Source organism: Mycolicibacterium chubuense (assembly GCF_001044255.1).
GTDB lineage: Bacteria > Actinomycetota > Actinomycetes > Mycobacteriales > Mycobacteriaceae > Mycobacterium > Mycobacterium chubuense.
In genome coordinates, this window is record NZ_JYNX01000001.1 from 1 (window position 1) to 26,915 (window position 26,915).

At 70.2% G+C, this 26,915-nt stretch carries 25 protein-coding genes and 3 pseudogenes; 21 read left to right on the forward strand and 7 right to left on the reverse strand.

Annotated elements, in window-relative coordinates; genetic code table 11:
- From pheS to MCHUDSM44219_RS00070, 14 genes are all read left to right on the forward strand, one after another.
- A partial coding sequence (gene pheS, locus MCHUDSM44219_RS00005; protein ID WP_048416195.1) for a phenylalanine--tRNA ligase subunit alpha occupies positions 1–838 on the forward strand: 838 nt, incomplete at its 5' end.
- Complete coding sequence (gene pheT / locus MCHUDSM44219_RS00010) at positions 838–3,324, forward strand: phenylalanine--tRNA ligase subunit beta (RefSeq protein ID WP_048416172.1); 2,487 nt, start codon at positions 838–840, stop codon at positions 3,322–3,324. The genes pheS and pheT, both read left to right, overlap by 1 nt.
- Positions 3,325–3,352: 28 nt before the next feature.
- A complete protein-coding gene (locus MCHUDSM44219_RS00015; RefSeq protein WP_131722260.1) occupies positions 3,353–4,228 on the forward strand; it encodes a hypothetical protein in 876 nt (291 codons plus the stop codon).
- A 41-nt stretch (positions 4,229–4,269) separates the two neighbouring features.
- Entirely contained in the window at positions 4,270–5,304 is a 1,035-nt protein-coding gene (argC, locus tag MCHUDSM44219_RS00020) for an N-acetyl-gamma-glutamyl-phosphate reductase (protein WP_048416174.1), read from the forward strand.
- Complete coding sequence (argJ, locus tag MCHUDSM44219_RS00025) at positions 5,259–6,515, forward strand: bifunctional glutamate N-acetyltransferase/amino-acid acetyltransferase ArgJ (RefSeq protein WP_413783567.1); 1,257 nt, start codon at positions 5,259–5,261, stop codon at positions 6,513–6,515. The genes argC and argJ overlap by 46 nt, the downstream gene beginning before the upstream one ends.
- Entirely contained in the window at positions 6,512–7,384 is an 873-nt protein-coding gene (gene argB / locus MCHUDSM44219_RS00030; protein WP_048416176.1) for an acetylglutamate kinase, read from the forward strand. The genes argJ and argB overlap by 4 nt, the downstream gene beginning before the upstream one ends.
- A complete protein-coding gene (locus MCHUDSM44219_RS00035) occupies positions 7,381–8,556 on the forward strand; it encodes an acetylornithine transaminase (RefSeq protein WP_048416177.1) in 1,176 nt (391 codons plus the stop codon). The genes argB and MCHUDSM44219_RS00035 overlap by 4 nt, the downstream gene beginning before the upstream one ends.
- Positions 8,553–9,476 (forward strand): ornithine carbamoyltransferase, encoded by a 924-nt coding sequence (argF, locus tag MCHUDSM44219_RS00040; protein ID WP_048416178.1) that lies wholly within the window; start codon positions 8,553–8,555, stop codon positions 9,474–9,476. Before MCHUDSM44219_RS00035 ends, argF begins: the two co-directional genes overlap by 4 nt.
- 67 nt (positions 9,477–9,543) lie before the next feature.
- Positions 9,544–10,029 (forward strand): arginine repressor, encoded by a 486-nt coding sequence (locus MCHUDSM44219_RS00045; protein WP_048416179.1) that lies wholly within the window; start codon positions 9,544–9,546, stop codon positions 10,027–10,029.
- Positions 10,030–10,056: 27 nt separating this feature from the next.
- Positions 10,057–11,259, forward strand: coding sequence for an argininosuccinate synthase (locus tag MCHUDSM44219_RS00050; RefSeq protein WP_048416180.1), 1,203 nt, complete (start codon positions 10,057–10,059; stop codon positions 11,257–11,259).
- Entirely contained in the window at positions 11,256–12,677 is a 1,422-nt protein-coding gene (gene argH, locus MCHUDSM44219_RS00055) for an argininosuccinate lyase (RefSeq protein ID WP_048416181.1), read from the forward strand. Before MCHUDSM44219_RS00050 ends, argH begins: the two co-directional genes overlap by 4 nt.
- Positions 12,678–12,688: 11 nt before the next feature.
- On the forward strand, positions 12,689–13,294 hold the full coding sequence (locus MCHUDSM44219_RS00060; protein WP_048416182.1) for a hypothetical protein: 606 nt from the start codon (positions 12,689–12,691) through the stop codon (positions 13,292–13,294).
- Entirely contained in the window at positions 13,291–13,857 is a 567-nt protein-coding gene (locus MCHUDSM44219_RS00065; RefSeq protein WP_048416183.1) for a hypothetical protein, read from the forward strand. The genes MCHUDSM44219_RS00060 and MCHUDSM44219_RS00065 overlap by 4 nt, the downstream gene beginning before the upstream one ends.
- On the forward strand, positions 13,854–14,366 hold the full coding sequence (locus MCHUDSM44219_RS00070; RefSeq protein ID WP_048416184.1) for a hypothetical protein: 513 nt from the start codon (positions 13,854–13,856) through the stop codon (positions 14,364–14,366). The genes MCHUDSM44219_RS00065 and MCHUDSM44219_RS00070 overlap by 4 nt, the downstream gene beginning before the upstream one ends.
- On the opposite strand, the gene MCHUDSM44219_RS00075 is transcribed toward MCHUDSM44219_RS00070, so the two are convergent.
- A complete protein-coding gene (locus MCHUDSM44219_RS00075) occupies positions 14,323–15,627 on the reverse strand; it encodes a hypothetical protein (protein ID WP_048416185.1) in 1,305 nt (434 codons plus the stop codon). The two genes, MCHUDSM44219_RS00070 and MCHUDSM44219_RS00075, sit on opposite strands and share 44 nt — an antisense overlap.
- Positions 15,624–16,457 (reverse strand): annotated as a pseudogene (locus MCHUDSM44219_RS30570) (ABC transporter C-terminal domain-containing protein); the annotation flags it as partial. The gene MCHUDSM44219_RS00075 and the pseudogene MCHUDSM44219_RS30570, both read right to left, overlap by 4 nt.
- Between MCHUDSM44219_RS30570 and MCHUDSM44219_RS31645 the strand changes: the two are divergent.
- Positions 16,392–16,663, forward strand: a pseudogene (locus MCHUDSM44219_RS31645) (flavodoxin family protein); the annotation flags it as partial. The pseudogenes MCHUDSM44219_RS30570 and MCHUDSM44219_RS31645 overlap by 66 nt on opposite strands.
- A 1-nt stretch (position 16,664) precedes the next feature.
- Here the strand turns inward: MCHUDSM44219_RS31645 and MCHUDSM44219_RS30575 are convergent.
- A pseudogene (locus MCHUDSM44219_RS30575) lies at positions 16,665–17,496 on the reverse strand (ATP-binding cassette domain-containing protein); the annotation flags it as partial.
- Positions 17,497–17,589: 93 nt separating this feature from the next.
- Between MCHUDSM44219_RS30575 and MCHUDSM44219_RS00085 the strand changes: the two are divergent.
- Genes MCHUDSM44219_RS00085 through MCHUDSM44219_RS00095 form a run of 3 tightly spaced genes read left to right on the forward strand, consistent with a single transcriptional unit; the run spans position 17,590 to position 21,341 of the window.
- Positions 17,590–20,553, forward strand: a complete 2,964-nt coding sequence (locus MCHUDSM44219_RS00085; RefSeq protein ID WP_048416186.1) for an acyl-CoA synthetase — start codon at positions 17,590–17,592, stop codon at positions 20,551–20,553.
- Positions 20,554–20,610: 57 nt separating this feature from the next.
- Entirely contained in the window at positions 20,611–21,138 is a 528-nt protein-coding gene (locus tag MCHUDSM44219_RS00090; protein WP_048416187.1) for a hypothetical protein, read from the forward strand.
- Positions 21,135–21,341, forward strand: a complete 207-nt coding sequence (locus MCHUDSM44219_RS00095; protein ID WP_048416188.1) for a Trm112 family protein — start codon at positions 21,135–21,137, stop codon at positions 21,339–21,341. Before MCHUDSM44219_RS00090 ends, MCHUDSM44219_RS00095 begins: the two co-directional genes overlap by 4 nt.
- Here the strand turns inward: MCHUDSM44219_RS00095 and MCHUDSM44219_RS00100 are convergent.
- From MCHUDSM44219_RS00100 to MCHUDSM44219_RS00110, 3 genes are read right to left on the reverse strand one after another with little or no spacing between them, the layout of a single operon-like run.
- A complete protein-coding gene (locus tag MCHUDSM44219_RS00100; RefSeq protein ID WP_048416189.1) occupies positions 21,338–21,952 on the reverse strand; it encodes a TetR/AcrR family transcriptional regulator in 615 nt (204 codons plus the stop codon). The two genes, MCHUDSM44219_RS00095 and MCHUDSM44219_RS00100, sit on opposite strands and share 4 nt — an antisense overlap.
- 5 nt (positions 21,953–21,957) lie before the next feature.
- The gene (locus MCHUDSM44219_RS00105) at positions 21,958–22,785 is read right to left on the reverse strand and encodes an ABC transporter permease (RefSeq protein ID WP_048416190.1); all 828 of its coding nucleotides are present in this window, start codon (positions 22,783–22,785) and stop codon (positions 21,958–21,960) included.
- Positions 22,719–23,483 carry an ABC transporter ATP-binding protein gene (locus MCHUDSM44219_RS00110; RefSeq protein ID WP_048416191.1) on the reverse strand — a complete coding sequence of 255 codons (765 nt, stop codon included), beginning with the start codon at positions 23,481–23,483 and terminating at the stop codon, positions 22,719–22,721. The genes MCHUDSM44219_RS00105 and MCHUDSM44219_RS00110 overlap by 67 nt, the downstream gene beginning before the upstream one ends.
- A 57-nt stretch (positions 23,484–23,540) precedes the next feature.
- On the opposite strand from MCHUDSM44219_RS00110, the gene MCHUDSM44219_RS30580 reads away from it, so the two are divergent.
- Genes MCHUDSM44219_RS30580 through tyrS form a run of 3 tightly spaced genes read left to right on the forward strand, consistent with a single transcriptional unit; the run spans position 23,541 to position 26,505 of the window.
- Entirely contained in the window at positions 23,541–24,590 is a 1,050-nt protein-coding gene (locus MCHUDSM44219_RS30580; RefSeq protein WP_048416192.1) for an alpha/beta hydrolase, read from the forward strand.
- 1 nt (position 24,591) lies between these two features.
- On the forward strand, positions 24,592–25,203 hold the full coding sequence (locus tag MCHUDSM44219_RS00120; RefSeq protein WP_048416193.1) for a DNA-3-methyladenine glycosylase: 612 nt from the start codon (positions 24,592–24,594) through the stop codon (positions 25,201–25,203).
- 18 nt (positions 25,204–25,221) lie between these two features.
- Positions 25,222–26,505, forward strand: a complete 1,284-nt coding sequence (gene tyrS, locus MCHUDSM44219_RS00125) for a tyrosine--tRNA ligase (protein WP_048416194.1) — start codon at positions 25,222–25,224, stop codon at positions 26,503–26,505.
- Between the two features lie 230 nt (positions 26,506–26,735).
- Here the strand turns inward: tyrS and MCHUDSM44219_RS30585 are convergent.
- On the reverse strand, positions 26,736–26,915 hold a 180-nt coding region (locus MCHUDSM44219_RS30585; RefSeq protein ID WP_236695294.1), incomplete at its 5' end, for a hypothetical protein.

Below are 26,915 nucleotides of genomic sequence, written 5' to 3' on the forward strand. Positions count from 1 at the left end.
CAGGGTTTCGCGGTGCGTTACCTCGCCGGTGACTCGCGAGCGGCTGGCCGCGCTGCGTGCCGAACGCGACGCCGCGGTCCTCGTCGCCGAGCGCATCGACGTCACCCTGCCCTCGACGCGGCAGCCCGTCGGCGCCCGGCATCCGATCACGATCCTGGCCGAGCACGTCGCCGACACATTCGTGGCAATGGGCTGGGAACTTGCCGAGGGACCCGAGGTCGAGACCGAACAGTTCAACTTCGACGCGCTGAACTTCCCGCCCGACCATCCGGCCCGCAGCGAGCAGGACACCTTTCACGTCGCCCCCGAGGGATCCCGGCAGGTGCTGCGCACGCACACCTCGCCGGTGCAGATCCGCGCCCTGCTGGAGCGCGAGCTGCCGGTGTACATCGTCTCGATCGGGCGCACGTTCCGCACCGACGAACTCGACGCCACCCACACCCCGGTCTTCCACCAGGTCGAAGGCCTCGCCGTCGACAAGGGCCTGACCATGGCCAACCTGCGGGGCACCCTCGACGCGTTCGCCCGCGCCGAGTTCGGACCGCAGGGACGGACCCGGTTCCGGCCGCACTTCTTCCCGTTCACCGAGCCCTCGGCGGAGGTCGACATCTGGTTCCCGAACAAGAAGGGTGGCCCCGGTTGGGTCGAGTGGGGCGGCTGCGGGATGGTGAACCCGAATGTGTTGCGCGCATGCGGCATCGATCCGCAGGAGTACTCGGGTTTCGCGTTCGGCATGGGGCTGGAACGCACCCTGCAGTTCCGCAACGGCATTCCCGACATGCGTGACATGGTCGAAGGCGACGTGCGTTTCTCGCTGCCGTTCGGGGTGGGAGCCTGATGCGCCTTCCGTACAGCTGGCTGCGTGATGTGGTGAAGGCCGGCGCTCCGGGCTGGGACGTGTCGCCCGACGAGCTCGAGCAGACACTGATCCGCATCGGCCACGAGGTCGAGGAGATCATCCCGGTGGGCCCGGTCAGCGGACCGCTGACCGTCGGACGGGTGGCCGCCATCGAGGAGCTCACCGAATTCAAGAAACCGATCCGTGCGGTCAAGGTCGACGTCGGCGAAGCCGAGCCTCGTGACATCGTCTGCGGGGCAACCAACTTCGCCGTCGGCGACCTCGTCGTGGTCGCGCTGCCCGGCACCGTGCTGCCCGGCGACTTCACCATCGCCCAGCGCAAGACCTACGGACGCACCTCCGACGGCATGATCTGCTCGTCCTCGGAGCTCAACCTCGGCACCGACCACGCGGGCATCCTGGTGCTCGCACCGGGCACCGCGGAGCCGGGCGCCGCCGCGCAGGAGGTGCTCGGTCTCGACGACGTGGTGTTCCATCTGGCGATCACCCCGGACCGCGGCTACTGCCTGTCGGTGCGCGGCATGGCGCGCGAGATCGCCAACGCCTACGACCTCGACTACGTCGACCCCGCCGACATCGAGCCGCTGCCCGTCGAGGGGGAGGCGTGGCCGGTATCGATCGATCCCGCGGCGGGCGTGCAGCGCTTCGGCCTGCGTCCGGTGACCGGCATCGACCCGGACGCGGTGTCGCCGTGGTGGTTACAGCGCCGTCTGCTGCTCAGTGGGATCCGGGCGATCTCGCCGGCGGTCGACGTCACCAACTACGTGATGCTCGAACTGGGCCACCCCATGCATGCCCATGACAGCAGCCTGATCACCGGTGGCTTCCGGGTCCGGTTCGCCGAACCGGGGGAGACCGTGGTCACGCTCGACGACGTCGAGCGCCGCCTCGACCCGGCCGACGTGCTGATCGTCGACGACGTCGCCACGGCCGCCATCGGCGGCGTGATGGGCGCGGGCACCACCGAGGTGCGCGCCAGCACCACCGACGTCCTGCTCGAGGCCGCGGTCTGGGATCCGGCGGCGGTGTCACGCACGCAGCGCCGCCTGCGTCTGTACAGCGAGGCGGGCCGTCGCTACGAACGTACGGTCGACCCGGCGATCTCCGTCGCCGCGCTCGACCGCTGCGCGGCGTTGCTGGCCGAGATCGCCGGCGGCACAGTAGAACCCACCCTCACCGATTGGCGCGGCGATCCGCCGCGGCAGGACTGGTCACCGGCGCCGGTGAGCATGCCCGTCGATCTGCCCGACCGGACGGCCGGGGTGGCGTACCCGCAGGGGGCGGCGCAGAAGCGGCTGACCCAGATCGGCGCACGCGTGACGGTCGAGGGCGACCGCCTCACGGCCGTGCCGCCCAGTTGGCGGCCGGACCTGCGGCAGCCTGCTGATCTGGTGGAGGAGGTCATGCGCCTCGAGGGGCTGGACCTGATCCCCTCGGTGCTGCCCGCCGCGCCGGCCGGCCGTGGACTGACCGCGGTCCAGAAGCGGCGCCGGGCGATCGGGAAGGCGCTGGCGCTCAGCGGATTCGTCGAGATCCTGCCCACCCCGTTCCTGCCCGCGGGGATCTTCGACCAGTGGGGTCTGCCGGGCGACGATCCGCGTCGCCGCACCGCCCATGTGCTCAACCCCCTCGAATCCGACCGGCCCGCGCTGGCCACCACGCTGCTGCCCGGACTGTTGGAAGCGTTGCTGCGCAACGTCTCTCGCGGTGCCACCGATACGGCGCTGTTCGCGATCGCGCAGGTGGTAGAACCGACGAGCCAGACCCGCGCGATCGAGCGGATCCCGAACGACCGGCGCCCGACCGACGACGAGATCGCCGTCCTGGACGCCTCCCTGCCCCGGCAGCCTCAGCATGTGGCCGCGGTGCTCACCGGACTGCGCGAACCCGCCGGTCCGTGGGGCCCGGGCCGGCCGGTCGAGCCCGCCGACGCCTTCGAGGCGGTGCGGGTCATCGGTCGGGCCGCCGGTGTGGATGTCACGCTGCACGCCGCCGAGCGGCTGCCGTGGCACCCCGGCCGCTGCGCCGAGGTGCGCATCGGCGACACCGTCGTGGGCCACGCCGGCCAGCTCCACCCGGCGGTCATCGAGCGCTCCGGCCTGCCGAAGGGCACCTGTGCGGTCGAGTTGGATCTCGACGCGGTGCCGCTGGTCGAACTGCTGCCGGCGCCTGCGGTCTCGCCCTTCCCGGCCGTCTTCCAGGACGTCGCGCTGGTCGTCGACGACGGCGTCTCCGCCCAGAGCGTGGTGGACGCGGTCCGGCACGGCGCCGGCGCACTGCTCGAAGACGTCCGGCTCTTCGATGTCTACACGGGCCCGCAGATCGGCGAAGGCCGCAAATCGCTGGCGCTGGCCCTGCGCTTCCGCGCTCCCGACCGGACCCTCACCGAGGACGAGGCCAGCAGTGCCCGCGACGCCGCGGTGCGCGTGGCCGCCGAGCGGGTCGGCGCCGAACAACGCCGCTGACCGTCGCCTCGGTGCGAGGATGACGCCCATGACCGAGCAGGTCACGACGTCGGAAGCGGTCGTCAACCGCAGTGCGGTGACGGCCGTGTTCCTGATGGTGCTGGGGTTGACCTACAGCGACGACGTCGTCGAGTTCGTCTCGGTGCTGACCGGGCACGGACCGGGTTTCCATCACGGCATCGTGTTTCTGGTCGACTGCCTGCTGGTGCTTGCCGCCGCCGTCCTGAAATGGCGGATCATGCGCCGCGTCGATCCGGCGTCGGCGCTCGGGCCGCGGGAGTTCCTGCCGGTGCTGCTGCGCAGTTGGTGGGCGGCGGGCGCGGCGCTTCTGGTGGCCGTGCACGTGGTGACCGCGGTCCTGGGGCTGTCGCTGGGGGTCAAGCTCGTCGGCTCGGCGTTCTTCGCGGTGGCCATGGGGCTGGTGCTGGTCGGGGCGCTGGACACCACCAGCACGCGAGCCGGCGCGGCGGCCAACGGATGGATCGTGCCGTTGGTGACGGGGACGCTCGTCGTGCAGACCGCGACCGCGCTGTGGTTCGACGTGATCAGCATTGCCGGGGACTGCGCCGACGAGATCGCCACCGACTTCTTCGCGCAGATGGTCCAGGTGATACCGCTGCTGCTCATCACCCTGGGCCTGGAGATGAACGTGCTGCGTCGCAACCGGGCGCTGCACACGCCCGGGCAGTACGCGGCTCCGGTGCTGACCGTGCTGATGCTGTGCCTGGCCGAACTGCTGGCCTTCTCCATGCTGGTCGCCGCGAACCGGATCGGGTGCGGTGTGGCGGCGGTGTGGCACGAATACGTCGCGTTCGCGGTCTGCGTGCAGGCGACGTCCATCGCGTTGGCCACCGTGGTGTGGCTGCTGCTGGTGCCGCCTCCGTCCTCTGCCGACCACCCATAATGGATTTGCATGTCGCTGCATAATGATGCAAGGATCTGATCATGACGTCCGTCGCGGTGGCCGGAGCCAGTGGGTATGCCGGCGGGGAGATCCTGCGATTGCTGCTCGGTCACCCCGCCGTGGCCGATGGCAGGCTGACCATCGGCGCGCTGACCGCGGCCGCGAGTGCAGGCACCGCCCTCGCTGAGCATCACCCCCACCTGTTGCCGCTGGCCGACCGGGTGCTCGAACCGACCGAGCTCGACGTCCTGGCCGGCCATGACGTCGTGTTTCTCGCCCTGCCGCACGGCCATTCCGCGGCGATGGCCGATCAGCTCGGCCCTGACACCGTGATCGTGGACTGCGGCGCCGATTTCCGGCTCACCGACGCCGCCGCGTGGGAGCGGTTCTACGGCTCCGAGCACGCCGGCAGCTGGCCGTACGGGCTGCCCGAGCTGCCCGGCGCCCGCGACCGGCTCCGCGGCGCCACCCGGATCGCCGTGCCGGGCTGCTATCCGACCGCCGCGCTGCTGGCGCTGTGGCCCGCGGTGGCGTCCGGCCTGATCGAGCCGGCCGTCACCGTCGTCGCGGTCAGCGGGACATCCGGGGCGGGCCGGGCGGCCAAGGTCGACCTGCTGGGCGCCGAGGTGATCGGTTCGGCCCGCGCCTACAACATCGGCGGAAAGCACCGGCACACCCCGGAGATCGCGCAGGGCCTGGCAGCAGTGGCCGAGGGCGATGTCACCGTGTCGTTCACCCCGGTGCTGATCCCGACCTCGCGAGGGATCCTCGCCACCTGCACGGCGCGCACCGGGGCGTCGGTGTCCGAGTTGCGCGCGGCCTACGAAAAGGCCTATGACGCAGAACCGTTCGTCTACCTGCTGCCCGAGGGACAGTTGCCGAAAACCGGGGCCGTGATCGGGAGCAACGCCGCCCAGTTGGCGATCGCCGTGGACGAGGACGCGCAGACCTTCGTCGCGGTCGCCGCGATCGACAACCTGGTGAAGGGCACCGCGGGCGCGGCCGTGCAGTCGATGAACCTCGCGCTGGGATGGACGGAGACCGAAGGATTGACGACCGTGGGGGTGGCGCCGTGACCGAGCTGTCCGACCAGATGCGGCTGCTGCGCACCCAGGGGGTGACCGCGCCGGCGGGCTTCCGCGCGACGGGAATTTCGGCCGGCATCAAGGCTTCCGGGGCGCTCGACCTGGCGCTGGTGTTCAACGAGGGGCCCGACCACGCCGCCGCCGGCGTGTTCACCCGCAACAAGGTCAAGGCCGCTCCGGTGCTGTGGTCGCAACAGGTGCTGACCACTGGCAGGCTGCGCGCGGTCATCCTCAACTCCGGCGGCGCCAACGCCTGCACCGGACCGCTCGGATTCCAGGACGCCCACGCCACCGCCGAGGCGGTCGCCACCGCCCTGTCGGACTGGGGCACCGAGACCGGTGCGATCGAGGTCGCGGTGTGCTCGACCGGGCTCATCGGTGATCGGCTCCCGATGGACAAGGTGCTCGCCGGCGTCGGTGAGATCGTCCGCGAGATGGCCGGCGGCCTCACCGGCGGCGAGGAGGCGGCCCGCGCCATCATGACCACCGACACCGTGCCCAAACAGGTTGCGCTGCATCATCAGGACCGCTGGACGGTCGGCGGGATGGCCAAGGGCGCGGGCATGCTGGCGCCGTCGCTGGCCACCATGCTGTGTGTGATCACCACCGACGCCGTCGCCGACTCGGCGGCCCTGGAGCGGGCGCTGCGCCGCGCGGCGTCGGCGACGTTCGATCGGCTCGACGTCGACGGCAGCTGCTCGACCAACGACACCGTGCTGCTGCTGTCGTCGGGCGCCAGTGAGATCACGCCCAGCCAGGACGAGCTCGACGCGGCGGTGCTCGCGGTCTGCGATGACCTTTCTGCTCAGTTGCAGGCCGACGCCGAGGGCGTCACCAAGCGGATCACCGTGACCGTGACCGGCGCCGCGACCGAGGACGACGCGGTCACCGCCGCCCGGGTGATCGCCCGCGACAGTCTGGTCAAGACCGCGCTGTTCGGTTCGGACGCCAACTGGGGCCGGGTGCTCGCCGCCGTCGGGATGGCGCCGGTGCCGCTGGACGCCGAACGGATCACCGTCTCGTTCAACGGTTTCCCGGTGTGTATCGACAGTGTCGGTGCACCGGGAGCCCGGGAGGTGGACCTGTCCGGTGACGACATCGCGGTCACCGTCGACCTCGGCGTCGGCCCGGCGTCGGCGTCGATCCGCACCACCGACCTGTCGCACGCGTACGTCGAAGAGAACTCGGCGTACAGCTCATGAGCGTCGCGACGCCGCTGAAGGCGCAGGTGCTCGCCGGTGCGCTGCCCTGGCTGAAGGAGCTGCACGGCAAGATCGTCGTGGTCAAGTACGGCGGCAACGCGATGACCGACGACACCCTCAAGGCGGCGTTCGCGGCGGACATGGTGTTCCTGCGCAACTGCGGCATCCATCCGGTCGTGGTGCACGGCGGGGGTCCGCAGATCAGCGCGATGCTGAAGAAACTCGGCATCGCCGGTGACTTCAAGGGCGGTTTCCGCGTGACGACCCCCGAGGTGCTCGACATCGCCCGGATGGTGCTGTTCGGTCAGGTGGGCCGCGAACTGGTGAACCTCATCAACGCCCACGGTCCGTACGCGGTGGGCATCACCGGCGAGGACGCACACCTGTTCACGGCCGTACGCCGCACCGTGCTGGTCGACGGGGTGGCCACCGACATCGGTCTGGTCGGCGACGTGGAACGGGTCAACACCGACGCCGTGCGCGACCTGATCGGCGCGGGCCGCATCCCGGTGGTCTCCACGATCGCGCCGGACATCGAGGGCCTGGTGTACAACATCAACGCCGACACCGCAGCGGCCGCGCTGGCCGAAGCGCTCGGTGCCGAGAAGCTGCTGATGCTCACCGATGTCGAGGGCCTGTACACCAACTGGCCTGACCGCGGCTCCCTGGTCAGCGAGATCGACTCGGGCGCATTGACACAACTGCTTCCCACGCTGGAGGAGGGCATGGTGCCCAAGATCGAGGCCTGCCTGCGGGCGATCAACGGCGGAGTGCCGAGCGCGCACGTGATCGACGGCCGCGTCGAGCACTGCGTGCTGGCCGAGTTGTTCACCGACGAGGGCGCCGGGACCAAGGTGGTGCGTCGATGAGCCGCACGCTGCTGGACCGCTGGTCGGCGGTCATGATGAACAACTACGGCACCCCGCCACTGGCGCTGGCCGGCGGTGACGGTGCGGTGGTCACCGACGTCGACGGGAAGTCCTACGTGGACCTGCTGGGCGGCATCGCGGTCAACGTGCTGGGCCACCGCCACCCCGCGGTGATCGAGGCTGTGCACCGTCAGATGAGCACGCTCGGGCACACCTCGAACCTGTACGCCACCGAACCCGGCGTCGCATTGGCCGAAGCCCTCGTCGGCCACCTCGGTGCGCCGGCCCGGGTGTTCTTCTGCAACTCCGGCACCGAGGCCAACGAGGTCGCGTTCAAGATCACCCGCCTGACCGGCCGCACGAAACTCGTTGCCGCGCAGAACGCTTTCCACGGCCGCACGATGGGATCGCTGGCGCTGACCGGCCAACCCGCCAAGCAGGCCCCCTTCGAGCCGCTGCCCGGCCATGTCACCCACGTGCCCTACGGGGACATCGAAGAACTTGCGCGCGCTGTCAATTCGGAGACCGCCGCGGTGTTCCTCGAACCGATCATGGGGGAGGGCGGTGTCGTGGTCCCGCCCGCCGGCTACCTGGTCGCCGCGCGGGAGATCACCGCACAGCACGGCGCCCTGCTGGTCCTCGACGAGGTGCAGACGGGTGTCGGCCGCACCGGCGCCTTCTACGCCCATCAGCACGACGGCATCACCCCCGACATCGTCACCCTCGCCAAGGGCCTCGGCGGCGGGTTGCCCATCGGCGCGTGTCTGGCGATCGGGGAGGCGGCCGATCTGCTCACTCCGGGCCTGCACGGCAGCACCTTCGGCGGGAACCCGGTGTGCACCGCGGCGGCGTTGGCCGTGCTGCAGGTGCTCGCAGACGACGGCCTGATCGAACGCGCCGACGTGCTGGGCAAGACGCTCAGCCACGGGATCGAGGCGCTGAGCCACCCCCTCGTCGACCATGTCCGCGGCCGCGGCCTGCTGCGCGGCATCGTGCTCACCGCCGAAGCCGCCAAGCCGGTCGAGGTCGCCGCGCGCGACGCCGGCTTCCTCGTCAACGCCGCCGCCCCGGACATCGTCCGGTTGGCACCGCCGCTGGTGATCACCGACGAGCAGGTGCACGCCTTCATCGGCGCGTTGCCGGCCATCCTCGACACGGCGGCCCGGTCATGACGCGGCACTTCCTGCGCGACGACGACCTGAGCCCCGAGGAGCAGGCCGAGGTGCTGGCGCTCGCCGCCGAACTGAAGCGCAACCCCTTCGCGCGGCGACCGCTGGAGGGTCCGCGCGGCGTCGCGGTGATCTTCGAGAAGAACTCCACCAGAACCCGGTTCTCGTTCGAGATGGGCATCGCCCAGCTGGGCGGCCACGCGGTGGTCGTCGACGGGCGCAGCACGCAGCTCGGCCGCGAGGAAACGCTGGAGGACACCGGCGCGGTGCTGTCCCGCTACGTCGACGCGATCGTGTGGCGCACCTTCGCTCAGGAGCGGCTCGCCGCGATGGCGAGCGGTGCCTCCGTCCCGATCGTCAACGCGCTCTCCGACGAGTTCCACCCGTGCCAGGTGCTCGCCGACCTGCAGACCCTCGCCGAATGGAAAGGCGGACTGAAAGGGTTGCGGCTGAGCTACTTCGGCGACGGCGCCAACAACATGGCGCACTCGCTGATGCTGGGCGGGGTCACCGCCGGGGTGCATGTCACCATCGCCGCGCCCCGCGGGTTCGAACCGCACCCGATGTTCGTCGCCGCTGCCGAGACGCGGGGCCACCAGACCGGGGCGACGGTGAGACTGACCGACGACCCGGACGCGGCCGCCGACGGCGCCGACGTCCTGGTCACCGACACCTGGACATCGATGGGGCAGGAGAACGACGGTCTCGATCGGGTGCGGCCGTTCCGGCCGTTCCAGCTGAACTCGGCACTGTTGGCCCGCGCGGACTCAGAAGCCGTTGTGCTGCACTGCCTTCCGGCCCATCGGGGGCACGAGATCACCGATGAGGTGATCGACGGTCCGCGTAGCGCGGTGTGGGACGAGGCCGAGAACCGGCTGCACGCCCAGAAGGCGCTGCTGGTGTGGCTGCTGGAGCACTCGTGACGACGCGACGGCGACCGCGAGTGAGGATCGCAGCGGAGCGCGGACCTGAGCGAGTGGGAGCCGAGCAGTGACCGCCGCGACGACGCGCGCGGGCCGGCAGGCGCGGATCGTCGCGCTGCTGTCCGCGCAGTCGGTGCACAGCCAGACCGAGCTCGCCGCGCTCCTGGCCGGCGAGGGCATCGACGTCACGCAGGCCACGCTGTCGCGCGATCTCGAGGAGCTCGGCGCGGTCAAACTGCGCGGCGCCGACGGCGGCGTCGGCGTCTACGTCGTTCCCGAGGACGGCAGCCCGGTGCGCGGCGTCACCGGAGGCACCGAACGGGTGTCGCGTCTGCTCGGCGACCTCCTGGTGTCGACCGACGCCAGCGCCAACCTCGCGGTGCTGCGCACACCCCCCGGCGCCGCCCACTACCTGGCGAGTGCCATCGACCGGGCGGCGCTACCGTACGTCGTCGGCACCATCGCCGGCGACGACACGATCTTCGTCATCGCCCGCGAACCGATGACCGGCGCCGAGCTCGCCGCCGCCGTCGAGAACCTCGCCAAAGCCTGAAATACCCCCACGAGTAAGGAGTTATCTATGTCCGAGCGCGTCATCCTCGCGTATTCCGGCGGTCTGGACACCTCGGTGGCGATCAGCTGGATCGGCAAGGAGACCGGTCGCGAAGTGGTCGCCGTGGCGATCGACCTCGGGCAGGGCGGCGAGGACATGGAGGTGGTGCGTCAGCGCGCACTGGACTGTGGCGCCGTCGAGGCCGTCGTCGTCGACGCGCGCGACGAGTTCGCCGAGCAGTACTGCCTGCCCGCGATCCAGTCCAACGCCCTCTACATGGACCGCTACCCGCTGGTGTCCGCGCTGAGCCGGCCGCTGATCGTCAAACACCTCGTCGACGCGGCCCGCGAGCACGGTGGCGGCATCGTCGCGCACGGCTGCACCGGCAAGGGCAACGACCAGGTTCGCTTCGAGGTCGGGTTCGCCTCGCTGGCACCCGATCTCGAGGTGCTCGCCCCGGTGCGCGACTACGCCTGGACCCGCGAGAAGGCGATCGCGTTCGCCGAGGAGAACGCCATCCCGATCAACGTCACCAAGCGCTCGCCGTTCTCCATCGACCAGAACGTGTGGGGACGTGCGGTGGAAACCGGCTTCCTGGAACACCTCTGGAACGCCCCCACCAAGGACGTGTACGACTACACCGAGGACCCCACGGTCAACTGGAGCAGTCCCGACGAGGTGATCGTCGGGTTCGACAAGGGTGTTCCGGTGAGCATCGACGGCCAACCGGTGACCGTCCTGCAGGCCATCGAGCAGCTCAACGCCCGCGCGGGCGCTCAGGGCGTCGGCCGGCTCGACGTCGTCGAGGACCGCCTCGTCGGCATCAAGAGCCGCGAGATCTACGAGGCACCCGGCGCGATGGTGCTCATCACCGCCCACACCGAGCTCGAGCACGTGACGCTGGAGCGCGAACTCGGCCGGTTCAAGCGCGGCACCGACCAGAAGTGGGGCGAACTCGTCTACGACGGGCTCTGGTACTCGCCGCTGAAGACGGCCCTGGAGGCGTTCGTCGCCCAGACCCAGCAGCACGTGTCCGGCGAGATCAGGCTCGTGCTGCACGGCGGCCACATCGCGGTCAACGGCAGGCGCAGCCAGGAATCTCTCTACGACTTCAACCTCGCCACCTACGACGAGGGCGACACGTTCGACCAGTCCTCCGCCAAGGGCTTCGTGCACGTGCACGGGTTGTCGTCGAGCCTGTCGGCGCGCCGGGACCTCGGCATCAAGTGAGCACTAACGAGGGTTCGTTGTGGGGCGGCCGGTTCGCCGACGGCCCCTCGGATGCGCTGGCCGCACTGAGCAAGTCGACGCATTTCGACTGGGTGCTCGCGCCGTATGACGTCGTCGCCTCGAAGGCGCACGTGCGGGTGCTGCACCGCGCAGGTCTGCTCACCGAGGAGCAACGCGACGGGCTGCTGGCGGGTCTGGACAGTCTCGGCGCCGACGTCGCCGACGGCAGCTTCGGGCCGATCGTCACCGACGAGGACGTGCACGGGGCGCTCGAGCGTGGGCTGATCGACCGGGTCGGTGCCGACCTCGGGGGCCGGCTGCGGGCCGGCCGATCGCGAAACGATCAGGTGGCCACCCTGTTTCGGCTGTGGTTGCGCGACGCGATCCGCCGGGTCGCCGACGGCGTCCTCGAGGTGGTGGCGGCGCTGGCGACGCAGGCCGCCGCCCACCCCACCACGATCATGCCCGGCAAGACGCATCTGCAGTCGGCCCAGCCGGTCCTGCTGGCGCACCACCTGCTGGCCCACGCGCACCCGCTGCTGCGCGACGTGGACCGGCTCACCGACGTCGACAGGCGCGCCGCGGTGTCGCCCTACGGCTCGGGCGCACTGGCCGGGTCGTCGCTGGGCCTGGACCCGGACGCGATCGCCGAGGAGCTGGGTTTCACAGCCGCGGCGGACAATTCGATCGACGCGACCGCCGCGCGCGACTTCGCCGCCGAGGCGGCGTTCGTCTTCGGGCTGATCGGGGTGGACCTGTCCCGGCTGGCCGAGGACATCATCCTGTGGAGCACCACCGAATTCGGTTACGTGCGGCTGCACGACGCGTGGTCGACCGGAAGCTCGATCATGCCGCAGAAGAAGAATCCCGACATCGCCGAGCTCGCCCGCGGCAAGGCGGGCCGGTTGATCGGCAACCTCACCGGTCTGTTGGCCACGCTGAAGGCCCAGCCGCTGGCGTACAACCGCGACCTGCAGGAGGACAAGGAACCCGTCTTCGACTCGGTCGCGCAGCTCGAGCTGCTGCTTCCGGCAATGGCGGGTCTGGTCGGGACGTTGAGTTTCGACGAGGACCGGATGGCCGCGCTGGCCCCGCTGGGCTACACCCTGGCCACCGATGTCGCCGAATGGCTGGTGCGCCGCGGGGTTCCGTTCCGGATCGCCCACGAGGCCGCGGGTGCGGCGGTGCGGGCCGCCGAGGCTCGGGGAGTGGGTCTCGAGGACCTGGAGGACGCCGAACTGGCTGCCATTCATCCCGAGCTCGGCCCCCAGGTCCGCGAGGTGCTCACCGTGGAGGGCTCGGTGAACTCCCGGGACGCGCGCGGTGGCACCGCACCGGTCCAGGTGGCCCGGCAACTTGGCGCGGTGCGGGAGACCGCGGACTCGCTCAGGGCGCGACTCCGCGAGGGGCCCCGCTAACATCCAGCGATATGGACGGCCGGCAGGGGGGTCTGCGCGCCCGCGTGCGGCACTGGCTCGCGGAGCGGCGGGTGCGGCACTGGTGGCAGGCCGGCCTGGTCGTGATCCTGGCGGTCACCGGACTCTTCGGCGGCCTGGACACGGTGGACCCCGCCGTGACGGCGTTCGCACCCGGTGAGGAGTTCGACGACGGCGGTTTCACGGTGACCGTCGACCGAGCGCGGGTGGTCCCCGAGCTACGGGCCGGCGCCCGGCTGGTGGCTCCGTCGGTGCCGGGGCGCCGCTATCTCGGTGTCGTCGCCACGATTCGCAACGACGGGACCATCCCGTGGTCGCTCGCCCGCGAGCTGGACCTGCGCGATCAGCCCGGCAGCGAGTTCGTCGCCGCGATGGACCTGACCGACGGCACCCGGGTGATCACGTTGGGTCCCGGCCTGCAGCAGCAGCTCGGGTTCATCTGGCAGATCCCCGAAGATGCTGTCACCGAAGGGGATTCGGTGACACTGCGAGTGTGGCGCAAACAGTTCACGCAGGGGATGGTCACCTACGGCGAGCAGTGGGTCGACAGCCGCACCGAGTACGGCCAGGTGGTCGTCCCCGTGGGAGGTCCGGCATGACCGCCGGCCGTCGGCGCAGGGCGCTGTCCGTCCTGCTCACGATCGTCGTCATCGCGGCCGGTTCGTGGATGTGGCACCAGCTGCCCGACCTGATGGAGGTGGAGGGGCCTTTCGACGTCACGGGCGACGCGGGCGAGCAGGTCAGCGGTCGCGACCTGGACCTGACGGTGACAGGCGCGCGGACCGCTCCTTCGGTGCGTGTGGCTCGCCGGCCCGTTGTCCCGGCGGTCGGCACGTGGGTCGTCGTCGACGCCCGCATAGCGGCCAGGACCAGCTTCGCCCAACCTCGGGCCGAGCTCCTGGTCGGGCCCAACACCTACGCACCCTCCGACCGGTTCACGCTGACAGGGCTCGGCCGTGAACTCGTGCCAGGCATCGACCAGCGCGGGTCCTGGATCTTCGACGTCGCGCCCGACCTGCTCGAGCGCCGCGCTCCGCTGACACTGCGGGTCTGGGCGGGCGACGGCAGGCTCGACTCCCGGCTGGTGGTGTCCATCCCCGAGCCCGACGGGCCTCCTGCCGACGGCCCGCTGACCGTCGCACCGGTCGAGGCGGCGGTGTGATCCGCCGTCCGCTGCGCCTCTGGCAGCGCAATGCCATCGCCGGCGGCATCGTCGCCGCGGCGCTGACGGTGGCGACCGTCACCGACCTGGGACCGGCATGGCTGTCCTACCGCGACAGCGTGCACCCGCAGCATGTCGTCCCCGCGGGCGGCGAGGCGACGGTCGCCGGCCAGACCTGGTCGATCTCGGCCGTCCGGCACCTGGGCAGTGCCGTCGGTCCCGGGACGCGGCCGCTGCCGGACGGCGCGGTGATGATGACGGTGACCGTCGAGCGGACCGGACCCGGGCAGCCGGGGCAGTGGTGCATGGGGGTCCTGACCGACGGGCAGCGACGCTGGCGGGGCGAATCCCCGCCCACGTACGGCGTCCGCGCCGCCGGCGGCGCCGGATCCAACTGCGCGACGCCCGGCCCCCAGCAGTGGATCTTCCTGATCCCCGGTGACGCCGTTCCGACGGCGCTCGACATCACCGGGTCGGCGTCGGCGATCCTGGTTCGGCTGGAGCTGTAGCCGCGGCGGGCAGCCGAAGCAGGCAGTAGCCGAGCGTGACGGCGATCAGGCAGATCCTCATCGGCTCGACGATCAGGTGGGACGCCAGCGTGAGCGTGTCGTACACGCCGTCCCAGAACGTCTGCGGGTGCGGTCCCAACACCCAGGCCATTCCGCGGAACAAGGTGCCGGACCCCAGCTGTGCGCGGTAGAAACTGCCCGACATGTCGAGCCATGCCAGCACGAGGTAGCCGAGCACGTACAGCGACAGCGCGAGCACGCCACCGTGCAGGAGCAGTCGCGCGGAGTCGGCGATCGGCGCGAACTTGCCGAGTTGGGACCCGGCGTAGTCGCCGAGTTCACGACGGACCTTGCCCGGCAGACGCTTCCACCCGGCCTGCACCCGCCGGCTGCGCTCGGCGTGCCGCGCCGGCAGCGTGGCCGCCCGCTCCCGGGCGAGCTGGCGGGCCGTGGCACGCCAGTCCGCGCCCGCGGTCACGCCGTAGACGATGCCCGCCACGGCCAGCCAGATCAGAGGCACCGCCGCACCGCCGAACACCGTGCCCACGGCCCACATCACCGCATCCCAGGCAGCCTCCAGGGGCTGGACGTGGGCGAACAACGCTTCGCGGGAGTCGTTGAACCACAACACGATCCGACGTTCGGCGAGCCAGCCGGCGGGGTTGAGCAGGATCGTCACGCCGTGGTTGACGGACAAGGTGAGCACCAGGAACACCCACAGCGCGTCGACGTAGACCCGCACGGCCAGGAACCAGCGGGGCAGCTTGTCGCCCAACCAGCTCAGCGCGTAGCGCGCCGCCAGCGCCACCCCGATGACCAACCAGGTGGTCGGGGTCACCGGCAGCGCATCGGGATGCAACTCGGTCACTCCCGGCGTCGTCATGGCCTCGCCGATGCGGTAGTCCAGTGCCCGCGACTCGAACGCCAACCAGTCCTCGCGAAACATCTGCCAGGCCAGATAGATCGCGAAGAACGGCACGATCACCGTCGCGAACAGGTCGATCTGGCGCAGCGGGCGCCGCGGGAGCGCGGCCAGGACGGGAACACCGTGCCGCAGCACCAGGAACATCGCGACATATGACCCGAGCCGGGCGATACCGGCCAGCGGCATGATCAATGACGCCCACAGGTCGTTGTCGTGACCCGCCCACGCCGCCCACTCGATCGCACCGCGGCGCCCGAGCAGGCCCAGCAGGTAGCAGGCGGCCAGCTGCGGCCAGTACCGCAGGTACAGCCCGCCGAGCTGCCGGAGGTAGGTCATCCGGCATCCTCGGCCAGCGTCAGCCAGTCCTCCTCCAGGGACTGCTTGCGGGACAGCAGTTCACCGAGCTCGGCGTTGAGCTCGCCGGCGCGCACATGGTCAGCGGCGGCGTCGGCCATCGACTCGTGCAGCGCGGCGATGCGGTCGTCGAGTTTGGCGAGCTGGTTCTCGATGCGCGCCATCTCCTTGCCCGTGCGGCGATCCCTGGCCGCCGCGGACTCAACGCTCTTGGCTTCCGCCCGGACCGGTTCCGGCGGCGCTGCTGCCGCTCGGCCCGCCAGATACTGCTCGATACCGCCGGGCAACAGCTCGCACCGCCCGCCGCCGGTCAGCGCGTAGGTGACGTCGCTGACGCGTTCGAGGAAATAGCGGTCGTGCGTGACGACGATCAGCGTGCCGGGCCAGCCGTCGAGATAGTCCTCGATGACCGTCAGGGTCTCGATGTCGAGATCGTTGGTCGGCTCGTCGAGCAGCAGCACGTTCGGTTCGTCGAGCAGCAGTCGCAGGAACTGCAGCCGCCGGCGTTCCCCGCCGGAGAGCTCACTGAGCCGGGTGGTCAGTTTGTCCCCGGTGAATCCGAAGTCCTTGAGCAGTGTGTCGGCGGTGACTTCCCGGCCCTCGGCCAGTTCGGTGACCCGACGCCGGTTTTCGACGGCATCCAGCACGCGGGCGGATCCGTCGATTTCGGCAAGGGCCTGACTCAGGTAGCCGATCCGCAGTGTCACGCCGCGCTTGATCCTGCCCGAGGTCGGTGACATCTCACCGGCCAGCAGCCGCAGCACCGACGTCTTCCCGGTGCCGTTGACGCCGACCAGTCCGATGCGCGCGCCCAGAATGTGCTGTACACGCTGCAGCACATCGGCTACACCACCCCCCCGCAGGCCGATGCCGGGTGGATCGGCGAGGCCGGTCCCGGGCCGTCGTACCTCGACCCCGGCTCCGGCGGACCGGAGAACGACTTCACGAATCGCAACACCACGTTCATGACGTGGAACCTGATGCACCTCGCCCGACTGCTGAAATCGGCGGGGGGGGTNCGTCGTCGGCAGCCTGCGCTCGGCCTGGGAGCTGGAGGCCAAGCGGCTCGTTGGCGATCAGGTCGTTGGCCGCCTGGATGCGGAACTTCGGCTTCGACGTCCTTGCCGGCGGGCCGCGCCGCAGCCACGCGAGTTCCTTGCGCATCAAATTTCTCCGCCGCGCCTCGGTGCCCGCGGCCGTCCGCATCCGCTCGGCACGGGCCAGCACGAACGCCGCATAGCCGCCGTCGTACGCGTCGACGACGCCGTCGTGCACCTCCCAGGTGCTGGTGCACACGGCGTCGAGGAACCAGCGGTCATGGCTGACCACCACCAGCGCCCGCGCCGGGCGCGCGCTCAGATGCCCGGCCAGCCAGCCGATCACCTCCACGTCGAGGTGGTTGGTGGGTTCGTCGAGCACGAGCACGTCGTGGCCGCCCAGCAGCACCTCGGCCAGCGCGACACGGCGCCGCTCGCCACCGGACAGCGCCGCCGCTCCGGCGTCGAGGTGCACCCCGGCGAGCAGATGCTCGACCACCGCGCGGGTGTCGGGCTCGGCGGCCCAGATGTGGTCGGGCCGGCCGCCGACGATCACGTCCCGCACCGTTTCGCTGGGCGTGAAGTCGTCGGACTGCCGCAGATATCCCACCGAGAGGCCGGACGTGTGGGTGGCACGTCCGGAATCCGGCGCCTGCGTACCGGTCAGCACCTTCAGCAGGGTGGTCTTGCCGTCGCCGTTGCGGCCCACCACGCCGATCGCGTCGCCGTCGGCGACGCCGAGGCTGACGCCGTCGAGCAACGTGCGGGTGCCGTAGCCCACGGTCGCCTTTTCCAGGTTGATCAGGTTTGCCATCAGCCGCCGATGATAGGCGGGTCCTGTGCCATGATGACCTCTGCAGTCGGGGGACGAGGCGATGCGGGGTCAGCGATAGGGGAGCGCGCGTTGGTGGATCTGTCGGCGATAACCAGACCGGTGGGCCGGCTGGTCGCCACCGCTCAGAACGGTCTCGAGGTGCTGCGCTACGGCGGGCTGGAAACCGGCTCGGTGCCGTCGCCGTTCCAGATCATCGAGAGCGTTCCGATGTACCGGCTGCGTCGCTACTTCCCGCCCGACACCCGGCCCGGCGCCAAGCCGGCGGGTCCGCCCGTGCTGATGGTGCACCCGATGATGATGTCGGCCGACATGTGGGACGTCACGCGTCAGGACGGCGCGGTCGGCATCCTGCACCGCGCCGGCGTCGACCCGTGGGTCATCGACTTCGGCTCGCCCGACAAGATCGAGGGCGGCATGCAGCGCAACCTCGCCGACCACGTCGTCGCGCTCAGCGAAGCGGTCGACACCGTCAAGGCGGTGACGGGACGGGACGTGCACCTGGCCGGGTACTCGCAGGGCGGCATGTTCGCCTACCAGTCCGCGGCGTACCGGCGGTCGAAGGACCTCGCCAGCATCATCGCGTTCGGGTCGCCGGTGGACACGCTCGCAGCGCTGCCGATGAACCTGCCCGCGAGCCTGGCCCCGGTCGCGGCCGACTTCATGGCCGACCACGTCTTCAACCGGATCGACATCCCGGGCTGGATGGCGCGCACCGGTTTCCAGATGCTCGACCCGATCAAGACTGCCCAGTCGCGGCTGGAGTTCCTGCGCCAGCTGCACGACCGGGAGGCGTTGCTGCCGCGCGAGCAGCAGCGCCGGTTCCTGGCGTCCGAGGGCTGGATCGCGTGGTCGGGTCCGGCGATCTCCGAACTGCTCAAACAGTTCGTCGCCCACAACCGGATGATGACCGGCGGCTTCTCCGTCCACGGCGATCTGGTGACGCTCTCCGACATCGACTGCCCGGTGCTCGCGGTCATCGGCGAGGTCGACGACATCGGGCAGCCGGCATCGGTGCGCGGCATCAAGCGGGCCGCTCCGAAGGCGGATGTCTACGAATTCCTGATCCGCGCAGGGCATTTCGGTCTGGTAGTGGGTTCGAAAGCCTCCAGCCAGACCTGGCCGACCGTCGCGCAGTGGGTGCGCTGGCTCGACGGTGGCGGGCAGATGCCCGAGGGTGTCACACCGATGCCGCTGCGGCCCGCGGAGCCGAGCGAGAGCGGCGTTTCCCTGACGTCGCGGCTGGCGCACGGCGCGACGGCCGCCACCGAGATGGCGTTCACCCTCGCCAAGTCCGCGGCAGGAGCGCTGGTCTCGGCGAACAGGTCGGCGCGCACCCTGGCGGTCGAGACCGCCCGCACCCTGCCTCGGCTCGCGCGTCTGGGCCAGGTCAACGACCACACGCGGATCTCGTTGGGCCGCATCATGAGTGAGCAGGCGCGCGACGCCCCCCAGGGTGAGGCGCTGCTGTTCGACGGCCGGGTGCACACCTACGAGGCGGTCGACCGCCGGATCAACAACGTCGTGCGGGGGCTGATCGACGTCGGCGTGCGGCAGGGGGCCCGGGTGGGCCTTTTGATGGAGACCCGGCCCAGCGCGCTCGTCGCGATCGCGGCGCTGTCGCGGCTGGGCGCCGTCGCGGTGCTGATGCCCCCGGACTCCGACCTCGCCGAGGCGGCGCGGCTGGGCGGGGTCACCGAGATCATCACCGACCCCGGCAGTCTCGAGGCCGCGCGCGCGCTCAACACGCGCGTGCTGGTGCTCGGCGGCGGCGAATCGCGCGACCTGCACCTGCCCGAGGACGCCGACGTGGTCGACATGGAGAAGATCGACCCCGACCGCGTCGACCTGCCCGGCTGGTACCGGCCGAACCCCGGCCTGGCGCGGGACGTCGCGTTCGTCGCGTTCAGCACCATCAGCGGCGAACTCGTCGCGCGCCAGATCAGCAACTACCGGTGGGCGCTGTCGGCGTTCGGAACCGCGTCGGCGGCGAACCTGAGCCGAAACGACACCGTGTACTGCCTGACCCCGCTGCACCATCAGTCGGGTCTGCTCGTCAGCCTGGGCGGGGCCGTGGTGGCCGGTGCCCGCATCGCGCTGTCCCGCGAGCTGCGGCCCGACCGATTCCTGCAGGAGATCCGGCAGTACGGCGTGACGGTGGTGTCCTACACATGGGCGATGCTGCGGGAGGTCATCGACGATCCGGCCTTCTCGCTGACGGGCAGCCACCCGGTGCGCGTGTTCATCGGTTCGGGCATGCCGGTGGGGCTGTGGAAGCGGGTCGTCGAGATCTTCGAGCCGGCCACGGTGGTGGAGTTCTTCGCCACCACCGACGGGCAGGCGGTGCTGGCCAACGTCGCCGGCGCGAAGAGGGGCAGCAAGGGCCGACCGCTGCCGGGCGGCGGCGAGATCGCGTTGGCCGCCTACGATCCCGAGGACAACCTGATCCTCGAGGACGACCGCGGATTCGTCCGCCGCGCCGAGACCAACGAGGTCGGGGTACTGCTCGCCCACCCGCGCGGCCCGGTCGACCCACTGGCATCGGTCAAACGCGGTGTGTTCGCGCCCGCCGACACCTGGGTGTCCACGGAGTACCTGTTCCGTCGGGACGAGGACGGCGACTACTGGCTCGTCGACAACCGCGCCGCAGTGATCCACACCGCCCGAGGCCCGGTGTTTGCGGCCACGGTCAACGACGCGGTCGGTCAGCTGGGCGCGGTGGACATGGCCCTCACCTACGCCGTGCCCGCCGGCTCCGGGACCCTCGCGGTCACCGCGCTGGCCCTGCGCCCGGGCGGCAGTGTCCCGTCGGCCGATCTGTCGGAGGCGCTGGCCGACCTGCCCGTCGGCGTCGCCCCCGACATCGTGCACGTGGTCAACGAGATGACGCTGACCGCCACCTACCGTCCGCTGGCAGGCCCGTTGCAGGCCGAGGGCATCCCGAAGGCATCCCGTAACGCCTGGTACCGGGACGCCGATACCCATCGGTACAAGCGGTTGACCACTGCCGTGCGCAGCGAGATCGCAGGAAATCGGTAGTGATGCCCGGCGTGAGCCGCACTGTTAGGCTCGCGCTGGCGACTCCTAGGAGGATTGATGTCACCACGCAACTGGCGCCGCGCCACCGCGACTGCCGTGGCAGGTGCCGCGCTGGTCGGAGGTCTCGCGGCGGGGCTGTCGGCACCGGCAGCGCTGGCTGATCCGGTCGCCGCACCGTCGACCGACGGCCAGAAGCCGCCGGTCTCGCCCGACCAGATCCTGATGATGATCAACGAGCAGTACAACACCGGCTCGGGTGGCGGTCAGGTCTCCAAACTGATCGACTCGGTCATGACGCTGCGCATGCAAGGCGTCCGGCCCTCGCGCGCCAACATCGCCGCGCTGGCGGACGCGCTCGACAAGCGGCCGAACCAGGGACCCCTGGTCGCGGCACTCCAGGCGACGCTCGCCACCCAGCAGAAGATGAAGATGCAGGCGGCCAACCAGGTCCAGCAGCCCGCGGTCGCTCCGCCGGCGACGCCCGGCATCGTGCAGGCGCCGATGGGCCCGGGCTGGGGTCCGGGGAACCCGATGATCAAGGATCCCGACGACAACATCTTCCCGATGCCCGGCCGGACGGGATGACGCTCGACGGAGCCCTGCTCTCGCTGCTGGTGTGCCCCGAAGATCGGGGACCGCTGCTCTACGTCGACGACTGCCTGTACAACCCGCGGCTGCACCGCAAGTACCGCATCGAGGACGACATCCCGGTGCTGCTGGTCGACGAGGCGGTCACCGTCGACGATGACGAGCACCGGCGCCTGGTCGCCGCCGCGGGCCCGGCCTAGAGAAGCCCGGGCAGGTCACCGGTCAGGTACCGCTGCAGATTCGGCGCGATCGTTTCGGCGATCTGCTCGACGGGCAGGGACTTGAACGGCTCCAATTCGAGAATGTAGCGGGCCATCACGATCCCGACCAGCTGAGATGCTACGAACTGCACCCGGATAGGGCCGCTGCCCGGCGGATCGTCCACGCGCGCACCGACTTCGGCGGTGATGACGTCCTGCAGGAACGATCTGACCATCGACACGTCGCTGCCGGCCAGCATCGAGCGCATCGTCGCGATGAAGCCCTTGCCGAGTTCGGAATCCCAGATCGGCAGCAGCAGCGATGGGAGCACGTGGCCGATCTGGTCGACCGGCACCTCGCGCAGCGGCCCGAGGACCGTCATCGGGTCGATCGGGATGTGGATGGCGTCGGCGAACAACTTCGTCTTGGTGCCGAAGTAGTGATGCACCAGAGCGGGATCCACGTCGGCAGCGGCGCCGATGGCCCGGATCGAAGTGTTGTCGAAGCCGTTGCGCGCGAACAGGTCCCGGGCAGCGACCAGGATGCGGTCGCGGGTGTCCGAGGTGCCGGGTGGCCGCCCCGGGCGTTTGCGGTCCTGGTCGGTCGTCACGTCGCCTACGGTGTCCTTCGTCTCAATGTCGCCGCGGCCAGACCGAGCGCCACCACCGCGAAGCCGGCGACGATCGCCCCGTCCCGCACGGCCAGCGATGTCAGCTCGGCGTGGGCGCCGACCTGCCGGAGTGCCTCCAGAGCGTAACTGGCCGGCATCGCGTTGCTGATCCACTGGAGCCAGTCGGGCAGCTGCTCGCGCGGCACGATGATGCCGCACAGCAGCAGCTGGGGCGCGATGATCAGCGGCATGAACTGCACGGCCTGGAATTCGGTGCGGGCGAACGCGCTGCACAGCAGGCCGAGCCCGACGCCGAGCACGGCGTTGATGATCGCGATCACGAACACCCACGCCGGATTGCCTGCGGTGTCGAGGCCGAGCAGCCAGAACGACACCACGCACGCCAAGCTCGCCTGCGCGGCGGCCGCGAGGGAGAACGCCGTGCCGTAGGCGGCCAGCAGATCGAGGCGGCGCAGCGGAGTGGTCAGGATCCGCTCGAGCGTCCCGGAGACGCGTTCGCGCTGCATGGTGATCGAGGTGATCAGGAACATCACGATGAGAGGGAAGACGCCGAGCATGACCAGGCAGGCGTTGTCGAACGGGGACGGCACGCCCGGTCGGGTCGGGATGTCGTCGAACATGAAGTACATCAGCGCGATGATCAGGCTGGGCACCAACAGGATCATCGCGACGCTGCGGTGATCGGCGGCGAGCTGGCGCAGGATGCGCACCGTCGTCGCGGCGAAAGCACGGGGGCTGGCCGCGCTCAGGCCGGTGCGGCTGCGGTGCCGCGCCGGATGATGGACAGGAACGCCTCGTCCAATGACTGACATGCGGTGTCCTCTCGAAGTCGGGTCGGTGTGGTGTGGGCCAGGAGCCTGCCGTCGCGCATGAGAAGGAGGTCCTCGCAGTGGTCGGCCTCGTCCATCACGTGACTGGAGATCAGCAGCGTCGTCCCGCGCCGCGCGAGCGCGCCGAACCGGTCCCACAGGTCGGCCCGCAGCACGGGGTCGAGACCGACGGTCGGCTCGTCGAGGACGAGCACCTCAGGCTGCGCGACCAGCGCGCAGGCCAGGGACACCCTGGTCCGCTGGCCACCGGACAGGTTGCCGGCCACGGACCGGCGGAGGTCGTCGAGACCGACGGCCGCCACGGCGTCGTCGACGTCGTGCTTGTCGCTGCCGTACAGCGCGGCGAAGTAGCGCACATTGTCGACGACCCGCAGATCCGGATAGATCGTCGGGTTCTGGGTGACGTAGCCGACGCGGTGCCGCAGCTCGGCGCAGCCCGCGGGCAGGCCGAGCACGGTCACCGAGCCGGCGTCGACGATCTGGGTGCCGACGATGCTGCGCATCAAGGTGGTCTTGCCGCACCCCGACGGACCGAGCAGTCCGGTGATGGCGCCGCGCGCCACCCGCAGCGACACGCCGTCCAGCGCGGTGCGTCCGCCGCGGCGAACACGCAGGTCGCCGATCTCGATCGCCGCGTCCGTCCGCATCTCCGCTAATTCATCAAGCGATGAACTCATCATGTGATGAATAGTGCGCCGCGGGGGAGAGCGTGTCAAGAGCGTCCGTAGGATGTCGCCGTGGTGCGAGATTCGCTGCGGGTCGTTCCTGCCGGCTCGGTCGACGTCACCGCGCCGGTCACGATCGACGGCCTGTCGTACGTCGATCCCGGCGACCCCGCAATGCCGATGTACCGGGTGATCGCCAACAACCGCAGTCCCGTGGCGTTGCGCGATCTGATGATCGCGCCGGTGCGGTCCGGCTACATCGGTGACGGGCGGCAACCCGACCCTGCGCTGGTCCCGGCGTCCGGCGCCGAAGCCGTACCCGGCGTCGCCGTCGACCAGGTCTACCTCCCGGTGCGCGACGGGGTCGCGCGATGCCAGCTCTATCGGCCCATCGGGTCGGGGGAGACGCCGCTACCGGTGATCGTCTACTACCACGGTGGCGGATTCACCGTCGGATCGTCGGAGGACTGCGACTTCCTCGCACGCAAGCTCGCGGACACCAACGACGCGCTGGTGGTCTCGGCCAACTACCGCTCCGCCCCCGAGTTCATGTTTCCGGTGCCGCTCGATGACGCCTTCGACGTCTACCGCTGGGTGACCGAACACGCCGCCGAACTCGACGGCGATCCGACTCACGTGGTTGTGGCGGGCGACTCGGCCGGCTCGAACTTCGCGGCCGCGATCCCGCTGCGGGCCCGCGACGAGGGGGTGCGCGTCCCCGACTGCGTCGTGATGCTCGGCGCCTTCGCCGACTTCCAGTTCGAACGCTGGCCGTCGTTCCTGGCGCTGGCTCCGCGCGGCATCGTCTACGACATGGCCTTCGCCGGCTTCATCCGCGGCGCGTACGTCGGCACGCAACGGTGGGACCATCCGTGGGTCAGCCCCATCGACGGTGATCTCGCCGGCTACCCGCTCACCGTCGTCGTCGCGGGCACCCATGATCCGATCGTCGATTCCGCGCGGGCGTTCGCCGACCGGATCCGGGCAGCCGGCGGACGCACCGTCGACTACTTCCCCGAGGGCATGCCGCACGGGTTCTACTTCTTCCCCGGCGTCCACCCCGAGGAAGACATTGCCTACCGGGTCGTCGCCGAGGCACTACGCGACGTGTTCGGACGCTGACGTGAGCGCCGAACAGCTGGCCGTCGACCCCGTCAGCGCCGCCCGCCTGCTGCTGGGCGCGCGACTGACGGCCCGCGGGGTGAGTGCGGTGATCGTCGAGGTGGAGGCGTACGGCGGTCCGGCCGACGGACCGTGGCCCGATGCGGCGTCGCACTCGTTCCGCGGGCCGGGCGGACGCAACACGGTGATGTTCGGGCCGGCCGGCCACCTGTACACCTACCGCAGTCACGGCATCCACGTGTGCGCCAACGTGGTGTGCGCCACCGACGGCGTCGCGGGCGCCGTGCTGCTACGCGCCGCGGTGATCGACGACGGCGTCGATGTGGCGTGGACCAGGCGTGGAGAGCACGTCGAGGAGTCGACGCTGGCCCGCGGACCGGGCAATCTGTGCGCGGCGCTGGGCATCGAGATGACCGACAACGGCACCGACCTGTTCGATCCCGTTGCCTCCGTGCGGCTTTCACTGAGGGCACCTGGAAGCGCGTCGGCCGGTCCGCGGACCGGGGTGAGCAAGGCGGCAGACCGGCCGTGGCGGTTCTGGGTGCCGGGCCGGCCCGAGGTCTCGCCCTACCGGCGTAGCCCGCGGGCACCCGCTCCGGGCCACAGTGACTAGTACGGGAAGATCGATGACGTGGGCAGCAACATCCTCGACGAACTGGACTGGCGCGGACTGATCGCCCAGTCGACCGACCGCGACGCACTGGCCGACGCTCTGACGGCAGGCCCCGTCACCGTCTACTCGGGATTCGACCCCACGGCGCCGAGCCTGCACGCCGGGCATCTGATCCCGCTGCTCACGCTGCGGCGTTTCCAGCAGGCCGGCCATCGGCCGATCGTCCTGGCCGGCGGTGCGACCGGCATGATCGGCGACCCCCGCGACGTCGGCGAACGCACGCTGCACACCGCCGACACGGTCGCCGAGTGGGCGGACCGGATCCGCGGTCAGCTGGAGCGCTTCGTCGACTTCGACTCCTCAGAGACCGGTGCCGTCATCGCCGACAACCTGTCCTGGACCGGACCGATGTCGGCCATCGAGTTCCTGCGCGACGTCGGAAAGCATTTCTCGGTCAACGTCATGCTCGACCGCGACACCGTGCGGCGCAGGCTCGAGGGGGACGGCATCTCCTACACCGAGTTCAGTTACATGCTGCTGCAGGCCAACGACTACGTCGAACTGCACCAGCGGCACGGATGCACCCTGCAGATCGGCGGATCCGATCAGTGGGGCAACATCATCGCCGGCGTCCGGTTGGTGCGGCAGAAGACCGGCGCCGGCGTGCATGCACTGACCACACCGCTGGTCACGGACTCGGAGGGCAAGAAGTTCGGGAAGTCCACCGGCGGCGGCAGCCTGTGGTTGGACCCCGAGATGACCAGTCCCTACGCCTGGTACCAGTACTTCATCAACACCGCCGACGCGGACGTCGTCCCCTACCTGCGGTGGTTCACCTTCCTGTCCGCCGAGGACATCGCCGAACTCGAGACGGCCACCGCCGAGCGACCGCACGAACGCGCGGCTCAACGGCGGCTGGCCCGCGAACTGACGACCCTCGTCCACGGTGACGAGGCAACCGCATCTGTCGAACACGCGAGCCAGGCGTTGTTCGGCCGCGCGGAGCTGGCCGACCTCGACGAGCCCACTCTCGCGGCGGCGCTGCGGGAGGCGAGCAGCGGAGAAGTCGCCGAAATCGGTCCGGGCGCTGCGGATTCGATCACCGAGCTGCTGGTCGCCACCGGTCTGGTGGCGAGTAAGGGCGCCGCCCGGCGGACCATCGCCGAGGGCGGGGTGTCGGTGAACAACGTGAAGATCGCCACAGACGAGTGGGTTCCGCAGCCGTCGGACTTCCTGCACGGCCGGTGGCTGGTACTGCGTCGCGGCAAGCGGAACGTCGCCGGTGTTCAACGCGTCGGATGAGGAGTCGGGCTGAATCCGCTGGTCACAGGGTTGTGCGCGGCCCGGGAACAAACCCGGGGGCCGGCACGTTGAGCCTTTCGAGAGTCAACGCACCCTTGTGGTGCGCGCGCTGGGATGGTCCGAAAGACACGCCCTAGCAGGCCATTTGACTCGGAGTTATCCCTGACGTAACTTATCGGAGTCGCTGCGACACGGGCCCAGCCCGGAGAGCGCGGCCGACTCCCTGAGGGTCACTCACTTCGGTGAGAGTCCTCATCTGCCCGCACCAGCGATCGCGGCTTTTCGCCGCGGGATCTGTGCGCGGTCAGTTCGGGGCTGTTGTTTGAGAACTCAATAGTGTGTTTGGTGGTTTTTGTTTGTTGTTTTTTGTTGTGTCCGCATTTTCCCGTTTGGGGGCGCAACGTTTTTTT

Coding starts and splice junctions, on each gene's coding strand:
- pheT (WP_048416172.1), top strand. CDS start 838: ATGCGCCTTCCGTACAGCTGGCTGCGTGATGTGGTGAAGGCCGGCGCT.
- MCHUDSM44219_RS00015 (WP_131722260.1), top strand. CDS start 3,353: ATGACCGAGCAGGTCACGACGTCGGAAGCGGTCGTCAACCGCAGTGCG.
- argC (WP_048416174.1), top strand. CDS start 4,270: ATGACGTCCGTCGCGGTGGCCGGAGCCAGTGGGTATGCCGGCGGGGAG.
- argJ (WP_413783567.1), top strand. CDS start 5,259: ATGGACGGAGACCGAAGGATTGACGACCGTGGGGGTGGCGCCGTGACC.
- argB (WP_048416176.1), top strand. CDS start 6,512: ATGAGCGTCGCGACGCCGCTGAAGGCGCAGGTGCTCGCCGGTGCGCTG.
- MCHUDSM44219_RS00035 (WP_048416177.1), top strand. CDS start 7,381: ATGAGCCGCACGCTGCTGGACCGCTGGTCGGCGGTCATGATGAACAAC.
- argF (WP_048416178.1), top strand. CDS start 8,553: ATGACGCGGCACTTCCTGCGCGACGACGACCTGAGCCCCGAGGAGCAG.
- MCHUDSM44219_RS00050 (WP_048416180.1), top strand. CDS start 10,057: ATGTCCGAGCGCGTCATCCTCGCGTATTCCGGCGGTCTGGACACCTCG.
- MCHUDSM44219_RS00060 (WP_048416182.1), top strand. CDS start 12,689: ATGGACGGCCGGCAGGGGGGTCTGCGCGCCCGCGTGCGGCACTGGCTC.
- MCHUDSM44219_RS00065 (WP_048416183.1), top strand. CDS start 13,291: ATGACCGCCGGCCGTCGGCGCAGGGCGCTGTCCGTCCTGCTCACGATC.
- MCHUDSM44219_RS00075 (WP_048416185.1), bottom strand. CDS start 15,627: ATGACCTACCTCCGGCAGCTCGGCGGGCTGTACCTGCGGTACTGGCCG.
- MCHUDSM44219_RS00090 (WP_048416187.1), top strand. CDS start 20,611: ATGTCACCACGCAACTGGCGCCGCGCCACCGCGACTGCCGTGGCAGGT.
- MCHUDSM44219_RS00095 (WP_048416188.1), top strand. CDS start 21,135: ATGACGCTCGACGGAGCCCTGCTCTCGCTGCTGGTGTGCCCCGAAGAT.
- MCHUDSM44219_RS00105 (WP_048416190.1), bottom strand. CDS start 22,785: ATGTCAGTCATTGGACGAGGCGTTCCTGTCCATCATCCGGCGCGGCAC.
- MCHUDSM44219_RS00110 (WP_048416191.1), bottom strand. CDS start 23,483: ATGATGAGTTCATCGCTTGATGAATTAGCGGAGATGCGGACGGACGCG.